This window comes from Nocardioides baculatus, from assembly GCF_016735675.1.
Lineage (GTDB): Bacteria > Actinomycetota > Actinomycetes > Propionibacteriales > Nocardioidaceae > Nocardioides > Nocardioides baculatus.
Genome location: NZ_JAERSG010000002.1, coordinates 750,343 through 764,926, shown reverse-complemented (window position 1 = coordinate 764,926; position 14,584 = coordinate 750,343). Strand labels below are relative to the sequence as shown.

The 14,584-nt window shown below is 71.9% G+C and carries 13 protein-coding genes; 8 read left to right on the top strand and 5 right to left on the bottom strand.

Annotated elements, in window-relative coordinates; translation table 11 throughout:
- Positions 1-80 precede the first annotated feature (80 nt).
- The 5 genes from JI751_RS09510 to JI751_RS09490 are packed head-to-tail and all read left to right on the top strand — an operon-like array spanning position 81 to position 5,130.
- Positions 81-815, top strand: coding sequence for a FadR/GntR family transcriptional regulator (locus tag JI751_RS09510; RefSeq protein WP_201935736.1), 735 nt, complete (start codon positions 81-83; stop codon positions 813-815).
- Between the two features lie 39 nt (positions 816-854).
- Positions 855-2,222 (top strand): glutamine synthetase family protein, encoded by a 1,368-nt coding sequence (locus JI751_RS09505; RefSeq protein ID WP_307814046.1) that lies wholly within the window; start codon positions 855-857, stop codon positions 2,220-2,222.
- A 12-nt stretch (positions 2,223-2,234) separates the two neighbouring features.
- A complete protein-coding gene (locus JI751_RS09500; RefSeq protein WP_201935735.1) occupies positions 2,235-3,587 on the top strand; it encodes an aldehyde dehydrogenase family protein in 1,353 nt (450 codons plus the stop codon).
- 32 nt (positions 3,588-3,619) lie between these two features.
- Positions 3,620-4,399, top strand: a complete 780-nt coding sequence (locus tag JI751_RS09495) for a 3-oxoacyl-ACP reductase (protein ID WP_201935734.1) — start codon at positions 3,620-3,622, stop codon at positions 4,397-4,399.
- An 11-nt stretch (positions 4,400-4,410) separates the two neighbouring features.
- Entirely contained in the window at positions 4,411-5,130 is a 720-nt protein-coding gene (locus tag JI751_RS09490; RefSeq protein ID WP_201935733.1) for a gamma-glutamyl-gamma-aminobutyrate hydrolase family protein, read from the top strand.
- A 101-nt stretch (positions 5,131-5,231) separates the two neighbouring features.
- Here JI751_RS09490 and JI751_RS09485 read toward each other — a convergent pair whose 3' ends face one another.
- Complete coding sequence (locus JI751_RS09485; protein ID WP_201935732.1) at positions 5,232-5,681, bottom strand: VanZ family protein; 450 nt, start codon at positions 5,679-5,681, stop codon at positions 5,232-5,234.
- A 30-nt stretch (positions 5,682-5,711) separates the two neighbouring features.
- Positions 5,712-6,644: an SDR family oxidoreductase gene (locus JI751_RS09480; protein WP_201935731.1), complete on the bottom strand. Its 933-nt coding sequence runs from the start codon at positions 6,642-6,644 to the stop codon at positions 5,712-5,714.
- A 111-nt stretch (positions 6,645-6,755) separates the two neighbouring features.
- On the opposite strand from JI751_RS09480, the gene JI751_RS09475 reads away from it, so the two are divergent.
- Positions 6,756-7,592: a helix-turn-helix transcriptional regulator gene (locus JI751_RS09475; RefSeq protein ID WP_236665852.1), complete on the top strand. Its 837-nt coding sequence runs from the start codon at positions 6,756-6,758 to the stop codon at positions 7,590-7,592.
- 9 nt (positions 7,593-7,601) lie between these two features.
- Here JI751_RS09475 and JI751_RS09470 read toward each other — a convergent pair whose 3' ends face one another.
- The 3 genes from JI751_RS09470 to JI751_RS09460 are packed head-to-tail and all read right to left on the bottom strand — an operon-like array spanning position 7,602 to position 11,020.
- Entirely contained in the window at positions 7,602-8,060 is a 459-nt protein-coding gene (locus JI751_RS09470) for a VanZ family protein (protein WP_201935729.1), read from the bottom strand.
- 30 nt (positions 8,061-8,090) lie between these two features.
- Positions 8,091-9,512 carry an aminotransferase class I/II-fold pyridoxal phosphate-dependent enzyme gene (locus JI751_RS09465; RefSeq protein WP_201935727.1) on the bottom strand — a complete coding sequence of 474 codons (1,422 nt, stop codon included), beginning with the start codon at positions 9,510-9,512 and terminating at the stop codon, positions 8,091-8,093.
- A gap of 38 nt (positions 9,513-9,550) precedes the next feature.
- Positions 9,551-11,020 (bottom strand): phospholipase D-like domain-containing protein, encoded by a 1,470-nt coding sequence (locus JI751_RS09460; protein ID WP_201935725.1) that lies wholly within the window; start codon positions 11,018-11,020, stop codon positions 9,551-9,553.
- Between the two features lie 116 nt (positions 11,021-11,136).
- On the opposite strand from JI751_RS09460, the gene JI751_RS09455 reads away from it, so the two are divergent.
- Positions 11,137-12,798: a bifunctional 3'-5' exonuclease/DNA polymerase gene (locus JI751_RS09455; protein WP_201935723.1), complete on the top strand. Its 1,662-nt coding sequence runs from the start codon at positions 11,137-11,139 to the stop codon at positions 12,796-12,798.
- A gap of 73 nt (positions 12,799-12,871) precedes the next feature.
- Complete coding sequence (locus tag JI751_RS09450; RefSeq protein WP_201935721.1) at positions 12,872-14,575, top strand: BCCT family transporter; 1,704 nt, start codon at positions 12,872-12,874, stop codon at positions 14,573-14,575.
- The last annotated feature ends 9 nt before the right edge of the window (positions 14,576-14,584 follow it).

Here is a 14,584-nt window from a genome sequence, read left to right as displayed (position 1 = left end):
ACCCCGGACCAGAACTCCGGAAAATTGGTATGAACTCCGACCATTGACGTGTGCAGGTCGTCACGCCGAGACTGGCGCGCATGACCGCCCAGCCGCACGAGCACCTCACCGCCGCGGTGCTCCGACCGGTGCGCGGTCACCACGCCTTCGAAGGGTGCGTCGAGCAGCTCGCGACGGCCATCCGGCTGGGCGTCTATCCCGTCGGCACGCTGCTCCCTCCCGAGCGCGAGCTCGCCGAGCGGCTCGCGGTCAGCAGGGCGACGCTGCGCGAGGCGATCGCCGCGCTGCGGCAGGCGGGACTCGTCGAGACCAAGCGCGGCCGAGGTGGCGGCTCGACGGTCACGTCGCAGGCGCGCGGCCGCTTCACCGGAGGCCTGGCCAAGGTGTCCGCGACGACGAAGTCGGAGTGGCTGGACGCCCTCGAGTTCCGCCGGGTGGTCGAGCCCGGTGCCGCCCACCTGGCGGCCAGCCACGACCTGACCGGTCCAGACCGCGACCGGCTCGCCGCCGCGGAGACCGGGGTCCACGACGCCAACGGCAAGCGCGCCCACCGGCAGGCCGACTCGCGACTGCACCTCACCATCGCCTCGCTCAGCGGATCGGCACTGCTGCAGCAGGCGGTCACCGCGGTCCAGTCCACCCTCGACTCGATGCTCGGCGCGATCCCGGCGCTCGAGCCCAACATCGGCCACTCGCACCGCCAGCACCGCCAGATCTGCCGAGCCATCGTCGACGGTCGCCCCGACCGCGCCCGCAAGGTGATGGAGGACCACTGCGACGACACCGCCGCACTCCTCCGCGGCCTGCTGGGATGAGGCGCGGATGACCCACCCGTACTGCGACCAGGAGAACCCGTGAGCACACGCAACGACCGGCACCTGACCATGGAGGGGCTGCGCCAGCGCATCGAGGGCGGCGAGATCGACACCGTCGTCCTCGCCTTCACCGACATGCAGGGCCGCCTCCAGGGCAAGCGGCTGCACGGGCGCTACTTCCTCGACCACGTGGTCGGGCACGGCACCGAGGGGTGCAACTACCTCCTGGCGGTCGACGTCGACATGAACACCGTCGACGGTTACGCGATGACGTCGTGGGAGCAGGGCTACGGCGACATGGAGTTCGTGATGGACGAGCAGACCATCCGGCTGCTCCCCTGGCTGCCGGCGACCGCGATGGTCCAGTGCGACCTCGAGTGGACCGACCACCGACCCGTGTCGGCGAGCCCGCGCGCGATCCTCAAGGCGCAGCTCGACCGGCTCGCCGAGCGCGGCCTCGTCGCCCTCGCCGGCACCGAGCTGGAGCTGGTGATCTACGACGACACCTACGAGGACGCTGCGCGCAAGGGCTGGACGGACCTCACCCCGGCCAACCAGTACAACATCGACTACTCGATCCTCGGCACGACCCGCGTCGAGCCGCTGCTGCGCGACATCCGCAACCACATGTACGCCGCGGGGCTCGACGTCGAGGGCGCGAAGGGCGAGTGCAACTTCGGCCAGCACGAGATCGGCTTCCTCTTCAACGACGCCCTGACCACCGCCGACAACCACGCCGTCTACAAGAACGCCGCCAAGGAGATCGCCGCCCAGCACGGCAGGTCGGTGACCTTCATGGCCAAGCCCAACCAGCGCGAGGGCAACTCCTGCCACATCCACATGTCGTTCCGTGGCGCAGACGGCGAGCTGGTCTTCTGGGACGAGGAGAAGGACGCGCGGACGCCGCTCTACGACAGGTTCATCGCGGGCGTGCTCGCGACGGCAGCGGACTTCACGCTGTTCTTCGCGCCCAACATCAATTCCTACAAGCGCTTCGCCGACGGCTCGTTCGCCCCCACCACGCTCGGCTGGGGCCTCGACAACCGCACCTGTGCGATGCGGCTGGTGGGGCGCGGCGCCGGCGCGCGGATGGAGAACCGGATCCCGGGCGCAGACGCCAACCCCTACCTCGCGCTGGCCGCGATGATCGCGGGCGGCCTGCACGGCATCGACGAGGAGCTCGAGCTCGAGCCGGAGCTGACCGGCAACGCGTACGCCTCCGACAAGCCGAAGGTGCCCAACACGATGGGCGCGGCCCGCGAGAGGTTCCACACGTCCGCGGTGGTCCGCGCCGCCCTGGGCGACGACGTCGTCGAGCACTACGCCAACATGGCCGACGTCGAGCTGGCGGCGTACAACTCGACGGTCACCGACTGGGAGCTGCGACGCGGCTTCGAGAGGCTGTGAGGAAGGGCAACGATGAGCACATTGATCAACCCCGTCACCGGCGAGGAGCTCGACCACTCCCCCGCCTCCGCGACCCTGGAGGAGGCCGACGCCGCCATCGCGCGGGCGCACGACGCCTTCGCCGCGTGGCGCGACGTCGCCCCGGGCGAGCGTGCCCGGTTGCTGCGCGCGTTCGCCGCGATCGTCGACGCGCACAACGAGGAGCTCGCCCGGCTCGAGGTGCTCAACGCCGGCCACACGATCGGCAACGCGCGGTGGGAGGCGGGCAACGTGCGGGACTGCCTGAACTACTACTCGGCAGCCCCCGAACGACTCTTCGGCCGCCAGATCCCGGTGCCCGGCGGCACGGACGTCACCTTCCACGAGCCGCTCGGCGTCGTCGGCATCATCGTCCCCTGGAACTTCCCGATGCCGATCGCCGCATGGGGCTTCGCGCCGGCACTCGCGGCCGGCAACACCGTCGTCCTCAAGCCCGCCGAGCTCACGCCGTTGACGGCCATCCGCATCGGCGAGCTCGCGATCGAGGCCGGCCTGCCCGAGGGCGTCCTGACCGTCATCCCCGGCAAGGGGTCCGTGGTCGGCGAGCGCTTCGTGACCCACCCGTTCGTGCGCAAGGTCTGTTTCACCGGCTCGACCGGGGTCGGCAAGCAGATCATGGCCGGCTGTGCCGACCAGGTGAAGCGGGTGACCCTCGAGCTCGGCGGCAAGAGCGCCAACATCGTCTTCGCCGACACCGACGTCGCGGCGGCCGCGGCGAGTGCGCCCGGCGCCGTCTTCGACAACGCCGGCCAGGACTGCTGCGCCCGCTCGCGGATCCTCGTGCAGCGATCGGCGTACGACGAGTTCGTGGGGCGGCTCGAGACGGCGGTCAAGGCGTTCCGGGTCGTCGACCCCGCCAGCGAGCAGAGCGAGATGGGCCCGATGGTCTCGTCGGGCCAGCGCGACGCCGTCCAGGCCTACATCGACGGAGCGAGCGTCGCCTTCACCGGCAGCGCACCCGACGGACCGGGCTGGTGGCTCCCGCCCACCGTCGTCGAGTCCCGTGACACCGGCGAGGCCGTGTGGCGCGAGGAGGTCTTCGGCCCCGTGGTCGCGGTGATGGCCTTCGACGACGAGGACGAGGCCGTCGCGCTCGCCAACGACTCCGACTACGGCCTGTCCGGATCGATCTTCACCAGCGACGTGGGCCGCGCGCTGCGGGTCGCGCGCCGCGTCGAGGCCGGCAACCTGTCGGTCAACAGCCACTCCTCGGTGCGCTACTGGACGCCGTTCGGCGGCTACAAGCAGTCCGGCCTCGGCCGTGAGCTGGGCCCCGACGCGCCCCAGGCGTTCACCGAGGAGAAGAACGTCTTCATCGCCCACTGATCCCCCCAGCACGAGAGTCGAGGAACAGACACATGGCAGGACGCATCGAGGGCCGTACGGCCGTCGTCACCGGTGGTTGCAGCGGCATCGGGCTCGCGACCGTACGCCGCTTCGTCGAGGAGGGGGCGCGCGTGGTGATCGGCGACATCGACGACGCCGGCGGGGAGGCGTTGGTCGCCGAGCTGGGCGGCCCCGACGTGGCGACCTACGTCCACGTCGACGTCACCTCCAAGGACGAGGTGGACGCGCTCTTCAGGACGGCGAAGGAAACCTACGGCTCGGTCGACATCGCGTTCAACAACGCCGGCATCTCGCCGCCGGAGGACGACTCGATCCTCGACACCGACCTCGACGCCTGGCGCAGGGTGCAGGAGGTCAACCTCACGAGCGTCTACCTGTGCTGCAAGGCGGCGCTGCCCTACATGCTCGAGCAGAAGCGCGGCTCGATCATCAACACCGCGTCCTTCGTGGCCGTGATGGGTGCCGCGACCTCGCAGATCTCCTACTCCGCCTCCAAGGGCGGCGTGCTGTCGATGTCGCGGGAGCTCGGCGTGCAGTTCGCCCGCGAGGGCGTACGGGTCAACGCGCTCTGCCCGGGGCCGGTCAACACCCCGCTGCTCAAGGAGCTGTTCGCCAAGGACGAGGAGCGGGCCGCGCGCCGCCTCGTGCACGTCCCGATGGGCCGCTTCGCCGAGCCCGAGGAGATGGCCAACGCGGTGCTGTTCCTCGCCTCCGACGAGTCGAGCTTCATGACCGCCAACACGTTCCTCGTCGACGGCGGCATCTCGGGCGCCTACGTGACGCCGCTCTGAGGCAGGTCGGGGTGGACTCTCCCGTCGTCGGGCTGACGACGTACCGCCAGGAGGCCGCGTGGGGCGTGTGGAGCACCCGCGCGGACCTGCTGCCCACCGAGTACGCCGTCGCGGTCGAGACCGCGGGCGGCGTGCCGCTGCTGCTGCCACCCGTGGCTGCACCCGGGGCGGCGGCACGCGTGGTGTCGCGGATCGACGCGCTGGTGATCTCGGGCGGTGCGGACGTCGACCCGGCGCGCTACGGCGCCGAGCCGCACGAGCGGACGACGGGCTGGCGGCCCGACCGGGACGCGTGGGAGCTCGCGCTGCTCACCGCTGCGGACGAGGCCGGGCTCCCCGTGCTGGGCATCTGCCGCGGGATGCAGCTGATGGCCGTGCACGCCGGCGGGACGCTCGACCAGCACACCCCCGACCTGGTCGGCCACGACGAGCACTCGCCCGGCGGTGACGCCTACGGCGACGTCGAGGTCGAGACCGCGGCCGGCTCCCGGCTCGCGACCCTGGTCGGCCCGCGCGTCGAGGTGGGCTGCCACCACCACCAGTCGGTGGCCACGCACCCCGGCTTCACGGCCGTGGCCCGCGCCACCGACGGGACCGTCGAGGCGATGGAGGCCGCCGGCGACCGGTTCCGGATGGCGGTCCAGTGGCACCCGGAGACACGGGTCGAGATCGGGTTGATGGCCGGCCTCGTCGCCGCCGCCCGCGAGCACGCCTCGGGCGGCGCGCGGTAGTCCTCAGCCCCGGTCGGCGTACACGTGTCCGAGACGTGGCCCTCGGGCATCCCGGCTGAGGGCCACGACTCGGACACGTGTGCGGATCGGGGTGCGCGCGACTACGCCTGCCGCTCCCGGTTGCGGCGCAGGGTCGCGGGCAGGGTCAGGACGATCGCCACCGCGATGCCGACGAACATCCCGATGGAGTTGGCCGCGACGTCACGCGGGTCCGACACCCGACCCGGGATCTCCCCCTGGACGCGCTCGATCATCGACGTGAGCACGATGCCCGCCATCAGCGCGACCCACCACGCGCGGGTGCCGACGAGCAGCAGCAGGAACACGCCGAGCGGCACGAAGAGGCCGATGTTGGCCAGGAATTCGATCCGTTCCACCGACAGCCGGTAGGTCAGCGGGTCGAGCTCGGGGTAGCGCTGCATCCGCGCGAGCACGCGGGCGGCGAGGTCGTAGTAGTCCGGGGTGTCCGACCCGGGCGTCAGCGTGACCAGGCCGACGAAGCCGACGTAGAGCAGGGTCAGCAGGCTCAGGAACGGATGTCGGTGCAGCACCCCACCCATCATCCGGGTCGGACCTACCGCTCAGGCGTACGCCACTCCCGTCAGCCGCTCCGACACGTCCCACAGCCGTGCCGCGTCGTCCGTACGCCGCAGAGGTGCCCACAGCGACTGCTGTCCCGGCGGGCCACCCGTGCTGCCCGGCCACTGGGGCCCGTAGAAGCCGCCGTCGTCCCCCGTCGTGAGCGCCATCAGGGCGGGGAGCCGGGCGGAGTCGACCGTCCCCACGAGCAGACCGTGCGACGACAGCCAGCGGATGACCTTCACCTCCGTGGTGTCGTCGGGACGCCCCGGCTCCGGACGCGCGGCGAGCAGGCTGGTGGGTGCGACGCCCGGGTGCGAGATGTTGCTGGTGATGCCCCACCCGGCCGCTGCGCTGCGCCGGCTCAGCTCGACGCCGAAGAGGCCACACGCGATCTTCGACTGACGGTAGGCCGCCATCGGGTCGTACGACCGCTCCCACGACAGGTCGTCCCAGTGGATGGCGCCGCGGCGTGCGGCCACGCTGGCCTGGGTCGTGACCCGGGCGCGGCCGGCCCTCAGCAGCGGGAGCAGCCGCCCGACCAGGGCGAAGTGCCCGAGGTGGTTGGTGCCGAGCTGGAGCTCGAAGCCGTCTGCGGTGGACCGGCGCTCCGGCGGCGTCATCACGCCGGCGTTGTTGACGAGCAGGTGGATCGGCTCGCCCTCGGAGACCAGCCGCTCCCCCAGCGTCGCCACCGAGTCGAGCGACGACAGGTCGAGGTCGTGCAGCACCAGGCGCGCACCCGGCACGTCGGAGCGGATCGTCGCGGCCGCGGCCTCGCCCTTCGCCCGGTTGCGCACGGGGAGCAGGACCTCGGCGCCCGCCCCGGCGAGGGCGGCGGCGATACCGAGACCCATCCCGTCGCTGGCGCCGGTGACCAGCGCGCGCCGGCCGGCGAGGTCGGGAAGGGTGAGCTCGTACTGCCTGGGTCGCACGGGGTGTCTCCTCGGTTCGGTGGTGTCCGACCAGCGTGCCTGCGTGGCCCGACCCCAGCCACGGCCTGACGATCCGTGGATCCGTTCGCGGGGACAGGCGAGGATGGCGGCATGATCGATCGCGCCGGACTGGCGGACTTCCTGCGCCGGCGCCGCGAGGCCCTCCAGCCCGAGGACGTCGGGCTGCCGCGCGGTGCGCGCCGTCGTACGCCCGGACTGCGACGCGAGGAGGTCGCCGCCCTGAGCCACATGTCGACGGACTTCTACTCGCGCATCGAGCGCGAGCGGGGTCCGCAGCCGTCCGAGCAGATGGTCGCCTCGATCGCCCAGGGGCTGCACCTCTCGCTCGACGAGCGCGACCACCTCTTCCGCCTCGCCGGCCACCGGCCACCCACCCGCGGCCCCGCCGGCGACCACGTCGCGCCGGGGATGCTCCGGATCTTCGACCGGCTCACCGACACCCCCGCCGAGATCGTCACCGAGCTCGGCGAGACGCTGCGCCAGACACCGCTCAGCGTGGCACTGGTCGGCGACTCGACCCGCCACACCGGCCCGGCCCGCAGCATCGGCTACCGGTGGTTCACCGACCCGACCGCGCGGCGCCTCCACCCGCGCGAGGACCACGACTTCTACTCGCGGATGTACGCCTCCGGGCTGCGCGGCATCGTCACGCTGCGAGGGCCCGGTTCGCGGGCCGCCGAGCTCGCCGACCTGCTGCTGGCCCGGAGCGAGGAGTTCCGCGCCCGGTGGGCCGAGCACGAGGTCGGCATCCGACCCCGGGAGGTCAAGCGCTACCTGCATCCCTCGGTCGGCGAGCTCGAGCTCAGCTGCCAGATCGTGCAGGACCCGTTCCAGTCGCACTCGCTGCTCGTCCACACCGCGACGCCCGGCAGCCCGAGCCACGAGGGGCTGCGGCTGCTCGCCGCCGCCGAGCCGCGGGCGACCTGAGCTCCCTCGCTAGAGCCGCGCGCGCTCCCGCTCGCGGGCCCGGTCCCCCGTGTCGGGTGACGACAGGACAGCGGCGAGCGCGATGCCGACCAGCACCCCGACGGAGTTGGCCGCGACGTCGCGAGGGTCCGAGACCCGGTCCGGGATGAGTCCCTGCACCGTCTCGATGGTCGCGGTGAGCAGGACACCCGCGATCAGCGCCGACCACCACGGGCGCCTGCCGGCGAGCAGCTGGAAGAACACGCCCAGGGGGACGAAGAGCCCGACGTTGGCGAGGAACTCGATCCGCTCGGGCGACAGCCGGTAGGTCAGCGGGTCGAGGTCGGGGTACTGCTGCATCCGCGCGAGGATGCGCTCGGCCAGGTCGTAGTAGTCGGGATGTCCCTGCCCGGGAGTCAGGGTGACGGCGCCGAGGAAGCCCAGGTAGAGCACGCTGACGACGGCGAGGAGCGGGGGTCGGCGCGGCACCCCGGCATCATGGGCGCACCTCCCCGTCGTTCAGTCGACCGTGACGCGCAACATCCCCAATGTCGGGTCGGCCGCGTAGGCGATCCGGACGCCGGCGGCGCGGGCGTGCCCGAGGGCCGCCAGGGTCGCGTCGGTGACCCGCTCCCCCGGCGCGAGCACCGGGATGCCGGGCGGGTAGGGCGCGACGAGCTCGGCGCTGGTGCGCCCGACCGCCTGCTCGACCGGGACGTGCTCCGACCTGGCGAAGTAGGCCTGCCGCGGTGGCACCACGGTCTCCGGCTCCACGCCGTACGCCGCCGGGCCGACGACGCCGCGCGCCGGCCCTCGGTGCCGCTCGACCGAGCCGACGATCGCGTCGGCGAGCGCAGCCAGGGTCGTACGGGTGTCGGCGAGCGACACCACGGCCATCAGGACGTCGCGGTCCGCCGACTCCACCGGCAGGCCTGCGGCGAGCAGGTCCTGCTCCACGGCATTGCCGTCGACGCCGGCCCCCGACAGGACGACCGTGAGCTTGAGCGGGTCGACGTGCGCGCCGTCGAGGACGACGAGGCCGTCGACCTCACCGAGCCGGGTCCGGGCCTCGCGCGTCGCCTCGATGGCCGCACCGAGCAGCTCCGCGCCGTCGCGTTCCAGCAGGGCGCGGGCGGCATCGGTGCTCGCGAGGATCGCGCCTGCCGGGCTCGTGGTCGCGGTGGCCTCGACCCCGGCCTCGAGGCGGGCCGGGTCCACCCGCTCGGTGCGCGCCAGCACGATCGCGGCCTGGCTCCATGCGGGGAGGGTCTTGTGCGCGCTCGTCACCATCACGTCCGCGCCGAGCTGCAGCGCGTGCCGAGGCAGGTCCGGGTGGAAGCCGAAGTGCGCGGCCCACGCCGCGTCCACGACCAGCGGCACGTCGTGCTCGTGCGCCGCCTCGGCGAGGCCCGCGACGTCACCGACCGTCCCGACGTAGGACGGGTCGCCCACGAAGACGGCCCGGGCCTGCGGGTGCGCGTCGAGCGCACGTCGTACGGAGTCCGGGGCGACGCCGAGCGGCAGCCCGGTCGCGAGGTCGACCTCGGGCCGCACCCACACGGGCGTCAGCCCGGCGAGGACGAGGCCGAGCAGCATCGAGCGGTGCAGGGTGCGACTCACGACGACCGTGTCGCCGTCGTCGGCGACCGCGAGGGCGACGGCCTGGTTGGCATGCGTCGACCCGCCCGTCGAGAACCGGCAGACGTCCGCACCCCACAGGCGCGCGGCACGCGACTCCGCCTCGGCGAGCACCCCGGCGGTCAGCTTCATCGTGTCGAGACCCGCGTAGAGCGGCACGTCGCCGGCGACCACGTCACCCACCAGGTCGTGGCGCTGCTTGTGGCCGGGGATCGTGAACGGCGTCGGCGCCACCTCGTGGAACCGGAGCCACGCGTCGAGCAGCGGCGCGTCGGCGCGCAGCCCGCGCGGGTCGGTCGGCATGGCGGCAGCCTAGGTCCCCCCGGCCGCCGCCCGGCCGATCAGTCGGACTCCCAGTAGGGACCCTTGCTGTAGTTGTCGCGCTCGATCGTGGTCATCGGGCGGCGCACGGTGGCGTAGCGCTTGGCGTAGGTGCCATCAGCCTGCTTCACCATCCGCGAGACCCGGAACGTGGAGTACGTCGTCGTGTAGGCGTCGCGCGAGTTGCGGGCGAGGTCCCACTGGTAGTTGAAGTTCTTGAGGTACTTCTTGACGGTCCGGGCGCCCCGGATGGTCATCCACAGCTCGTCGTTGGCCGTGCTGAGGCTGGCCCAGTTGGACGACCCCGTCAGCACCATCTCCGTGCCGGGGACGCCGTTGTAGGTGCCCTGGATGGTGAAGTACTTCTGGTGGCTGTAGTAGTCGAGGATCAGGTCGTCCTCGCCGTCCTTGTTGAGGTCGTAGTCGTCCTCGGTGTTGTAGTCCATGCCGGTGGACCGCAGCGGGATCCGGCCGCGAGCCGTGGGCGCGCCGAGGATCTGCTTGGTGTGGTAGCCGATCAGGCCGTAGCTGACGCGGAAGTCGCAACCCTCGGCGAACTTGTTGCGGATCGCCTCGGCCAGGTAGTCGCCGCGGCGACCGCGCATCGTGTGCATGGACAGCGCGAGCTTGGTGCGGACGGGGTTGCCCGCGGCGTCCGGCGTGACGCACTGGATCTTGCCCAGCATGTCGAGCACGAGGTCGTTCTTCGGGCCGGACAGCTTGGGGAAGGCCCACACCGTGTACTTGTCGACCGAGTCGTCGCACGCGGCGCCCGTCGGGGTGCCGCAGAAGAAGCGCGGCGGACGGCGGACGTCCCAGTCCTTCTTCATGTTGTTGAAGAGCGAGACGAACTGGCGGAAGAGCTCGTGGTCGCCGTGGCTGAAGTAGAGGTCGTTCCACTGGTGGAGCGCGGCGTTGAGCATCAGGTTGGCCGACCCGACGGCGATCACGTCGCGGGACTTCCCGGCCTTGCTGAACGAGTAGAACTTCGTGTGCAGGTTGTTGTACTCGTTCTGCGTGCTGCGGCAGCTCGCCACGCACTTGTAGATGAAGCTCTTCTTGTTCCGGTTCTTGCCGACCTCGGCCCGCACCAGCTGGATGGCGCGGGTCTCGAGGTGGTCGTTGAGGAGCATCTGAACCTTGACGCCACGCTTGTGCGCCGCGACGAGCGCGTTGGCCACCGGCACGCGGTCGAAGGAGTAGACCGCGATGCGGATGATCGAGCCGCGCTTGGTGTGGCGGATCGTCTCGATGATCTTGCGCTCGATGGCGAAGTGGTTGGCCTTGCGGTGCGGGTCGTTGAAGAAGGGGCCGTTGGGCGCCTTCCACCTCTTCTTGCCGAGCTTGGCGGCGGCAGCTGCAGGCGCGGAAGCAGCGAGCTGGCCGACGGACGACTGCGCAGCCGTGGTCGCGCTCGCCGGGACGCCGGCAGCCAACGACAGACCGAGCGCCAGCGACAGCGCCACCAGTACGGGCGAGAACCTCGACACGACACATCCCTCCCCGGACCGTGCGCCAACCGCACACCCGTAGGACTAGAGGACGACATCGAGGGCCGAATGGTCAAAACGAGGGCGTCGTCGGTGCCGTGCGGGAAGGTGTCCCCATGGCGCGCGTCCACCTCTCCCGGCTGCCCGGTGAGCGCGTGCAGGTGGTCGACGACGGGCACGTCGACGTGCTCGACGTCACCGCGCTGCCGGCCTTCGTCGCCCGGCGCGAGGCGGACGACGCGCCGCGCTGGGTCTGGGACGACACCGCGCGGTGGTACGCCCCGCTGCTCGCCGCCGGCGTCCGGGTCGAGCGGTGCCACGACCTGCGGCTCTGCCACCGCGTGCTGCGCCGTGCCCCGGCCGTCGACGCCCGGCTGCTCGACGGCGAGGAGGCGGACCTGTGGGACCGGCTGCGCCCGGCCGAGCCGACCGAGCCCGTGCTCGTCAGCGCCGACGACGCCACCGAGCACCTGCGCGCCGACCTCGAGGACGCCCGCCAGCTCGCCGCCGTCGAGGCCTCGCCGGAGGCCGTACGACTCGGGCTCCTGCTCGCCGCCGAGTCCGCGGGCGCCCTCGTCGCGGCGGAGATGACCCACGCCGGCGTGCCGTGGCAGGTCGAGGTCCACGACCGGCTGCTCACCGACCTGCTGGGGCCGCGACCGCCCCGAGGAGCCCGGCCACGACTGCTGGAGGAGCTCGCGGTCGAGGTGCGCGGCATCCTCGACAGCCCCGACCTCAATCCCGACTCACGCCCCCACCTGCTGGCAGCGCTGCGACGGGCCGGGATCGAGGTGCCCGACACCCGCCGGTCGACGCTCCACCGGATCGAGCACCCGGTCGTCGAGCCGCTCGTGCGCTACAAGCAGCTCGCGCACCTCTTCTCGACCAACGGCTGGGCGTGGATCGACCAGTGGGTCGGCGACGGCCGCTTCCGGCCGGTCTACCAACCCGCCGGCTCGGCGACCGGCCGCTGGTCGTCCAACGGCGGCGGGGCGCTGTCGTTCCCCGTCCAGGTGCGGTCGGCCGCCGTCGCGGACGACGGCTGGGTGCTCGTCGTGGCCGACGTCGCGCAGCTCGAGCCGCGCGTGCTGGCCGGGATGAGCGGCGACAGGGCGCTGGCACGGGCGGCGCGGGGCGCCGACCTCTACCAGGGCATGGTCGACGACGGTGCCGTCGCGACCCGGCAGGACGCCAAGCTCGGCCTCCTGGGGGCGATGTACGGCGCCACGAGCGGCGAGAGCGGGCGCATGGTCGCCGGCCTGACCCGGCGCTACCCCGCGGCGTTCGGGCTGGTCGAGGAGGCAGCCCGGGCCGGCGAGCGCGGACAGGTCGTCCGCACCCTCCTGGGCCGCGGGTGCCCGGCGCTGGGCGGCGGGTCGTGGGACGAGTCGCCCGACGCACCGCCCGCCGACCTCGACGACCAGGACCGTCACCGCCGGGCCTACGGCCGCTTCACCCGCAACTTCGTCGTCCAGGGCACGGCAGCGGAGTGGGCGTCGTGCTGGCTCGCCGACCTCCGCAACCGGCTCTGGCGCCTGGTCGACGACGGCCCGCTCGAGTCACGGCCCCACCTCGTCTTCTTCCTGCACGACGAGGTCGTGGTCCACACGCCCGCCGATCTCGCCGACCGGGTCGCCGCCGAGATCACGGCGGCCGCGTCCACCGCGGGCGCGTTGCTCTTCCGCGAGCTCCCCGTCGACTTCCCGCTCAACGTGTCCGTCGTCCGGTCCTATGCCGACGCCGGCAAGCCCGGTGGTCCGCCTCCGCCCGACGTGTGAGCCTTCTCTCGACCTGAGCGGAGCCGCATACCGCCGGTTTGCTTGATGTCGTGATTCTTGGTCTGGTCGACCGATGGCTACACGTATCGCAGCACCCCCGACCCAGCCACCCACCGACGACACCGGCACGGCCGACGACACCCACCCCGCGCTCGACGCCTCCATCGAGCCCGTGGAGCCCCGCGGCTCCGGTCTCGACAAGGCCGTCTTCGGTGTCACCGCCCTCATCGCGGTCGGCTTCCTCGTGTGGGGCCTGGTCAGCACCGCCTCGCTCAGCAGTGCGTCGGAGAAGGGCCTGGCCTGGACGATCACCAACACCGGCTGGCTCTTCGTGCTGACCGCGTCGGCCTTCGTCGTCTTCGTGATCTGGCTCGCGATGGGCCGCTTCGGCAACATCCCCCTCGGCCGCGACGACGAGCAGCCGGAGTTCCGGACCGTCTCGTGGGTCGCGATGATGTTCAGCGCCGGGATGGGCATCGGCCTGATGTTCTACGGCGTCAGCGAGCCCGTGAGCCACTTCGCCACCCCGCCGCCCGGCACGGGCGAGACCGGCAGCGCGGAGACCGCGATGGCGACCACCCTCTTCCACTGGACCCTGCACCCGTGGGCGATCTACGCCGTCGTCGGCCTGGCGATCGCGTACGGCACCTATCGCAAGGGCCGCGTCCAGCTGATCAGCGCCGCCTTCGAGCCGCTCCTGGGTGAGCGCGCCCACGGACCGGCCGGCAAGGTCATCGACATGCTCGCGATCTTCGCGACGCTCTTCGGCTCCGCGGCCTCGCTCGGCCTCGGCGCCCTCCAGATCCGCAGCGGCCTCGAGATCGTCGGCGGCATCGGCGTGACCGGCAACCGCCTCCTGATCGGCATCATCGCGATCCTCACCGTGGCCTTCGTGCTGTCGGCCGTGTCCGGTGTCGCGAAGGGCATCCAGTGGCTGTCCAACATCAACATGGTGCTGGCGCTCGCCCTGGCCCTCTTCGTCTTCGTCGTCGGCCCGACCGTGTTCATGCTCAACCTCCTGCCCACCGCACTCGGCAGCTACGTCAGCCAGCTCCCCGAGATGGCCGCGCGCACCGGTGCCGAGGGCTCGGACGTCAGCGAGTGGCTCGCCGGCTGGACGGTCTTCTACTGGGCCTGGTGGCTCTCGTGGACGCCGTTCGTGGGCATGTTCATCGCTCGCATCTCGCGCGGCCGCACGATCCGGCAGTTCGTCACCGGCGTGCTGCTCGTGCCGAGCCTGGTGAGCCTGGTCTGGTTCGCGATCTTCGGCGGCGCCGCGATCAAGCTCCAGCAGGACGGCGTCGACATCGCCGGCGCGGGCGGCATCGAGACCCAGCTCTTCACGGTGCTCGACCAGTTCCCGCTCGCCACCGTGTCCAGCATCCTCGTGATGGTGCTCGTCGCGATCTTCTTCGTCTCCGGCGCCGACGCCGCGTCCATCGTGATGGGCTCGCTTTCCGAGCACGGCTCCCTCGAGCCCCGGAGGCCCACGGTCGTGTTCTGGGGCGTCGCCACCGGCCTGGTCGCGATGGTGATGCTGCTCGCCGGCGGCGCCGACGCGCTGAGCGGCCTCCAGACGATCACGATCATCGCCGCGCTGCCGTTCGTCCTCGTGATGGTCGCCCTGGCGGTCGCGCTGGTGAAGGACCTGTCCGCCGACCCCCTCGTCGTACGCCGCCAGTACGCCATCGAGGCCGTCGAGGCCGCGGTCGTGACCGGCGTGACCGAGCACGGAGACGACTTCGTGCTGTCGGTCGAGAAGGACCCGACGGCCTAGGATCGAGCA

Coding starts and splice junctions, on each gene's coding strand:
- JI751_RS09510 (WP_201935736.1), top strand. CDS start 81: ATGACCGCCCAGCCGCACGAGCACCTCACCGCCGCGGTGCTCCGACCG.
- JI751_RS09500 (WP_201935735.1), top strand. CDS start 2,235: ATGAGCACATTGATCAACCCCGTCACCGGCGAGGAGCTCGACCACTCC.
- JI751_RS09495 (WP_201935734.1), top strand. CDS start 3,620: ATGGCAGGACGCATCGAGGGCCGTACGGCCGTCGTCACCGGTGGTTGC.
- JI751_RS09475 (WP_236665852.1), top strand. CDS start 6,756: ATGATCGATCGCGCCGGACTGGCGGACTTCCTGCGCCGGCGCCGCGAG.
- JI751_RS09465 (WP_201935727.1), bottom strand. CDS start 9,512: ATGCCGACCGACCCGCGCGGGCTGCGCGCCGACGCGCCGCTGCTCGAC.
- JI751_RS09455 (WP_201935723.1), top strand. CDS start 11,137: ATGGCGCGCGTCCACCTCTCCCGGCTGCCCGGTGAGCGCGTGCAGGTG.
- JI751_RS09450 (WP_201935721.1), top strand. CDS start 12,872: ATGGCTACACGTATCGCAGCACCCCCGACCCAGCCACCCACCGACGAC.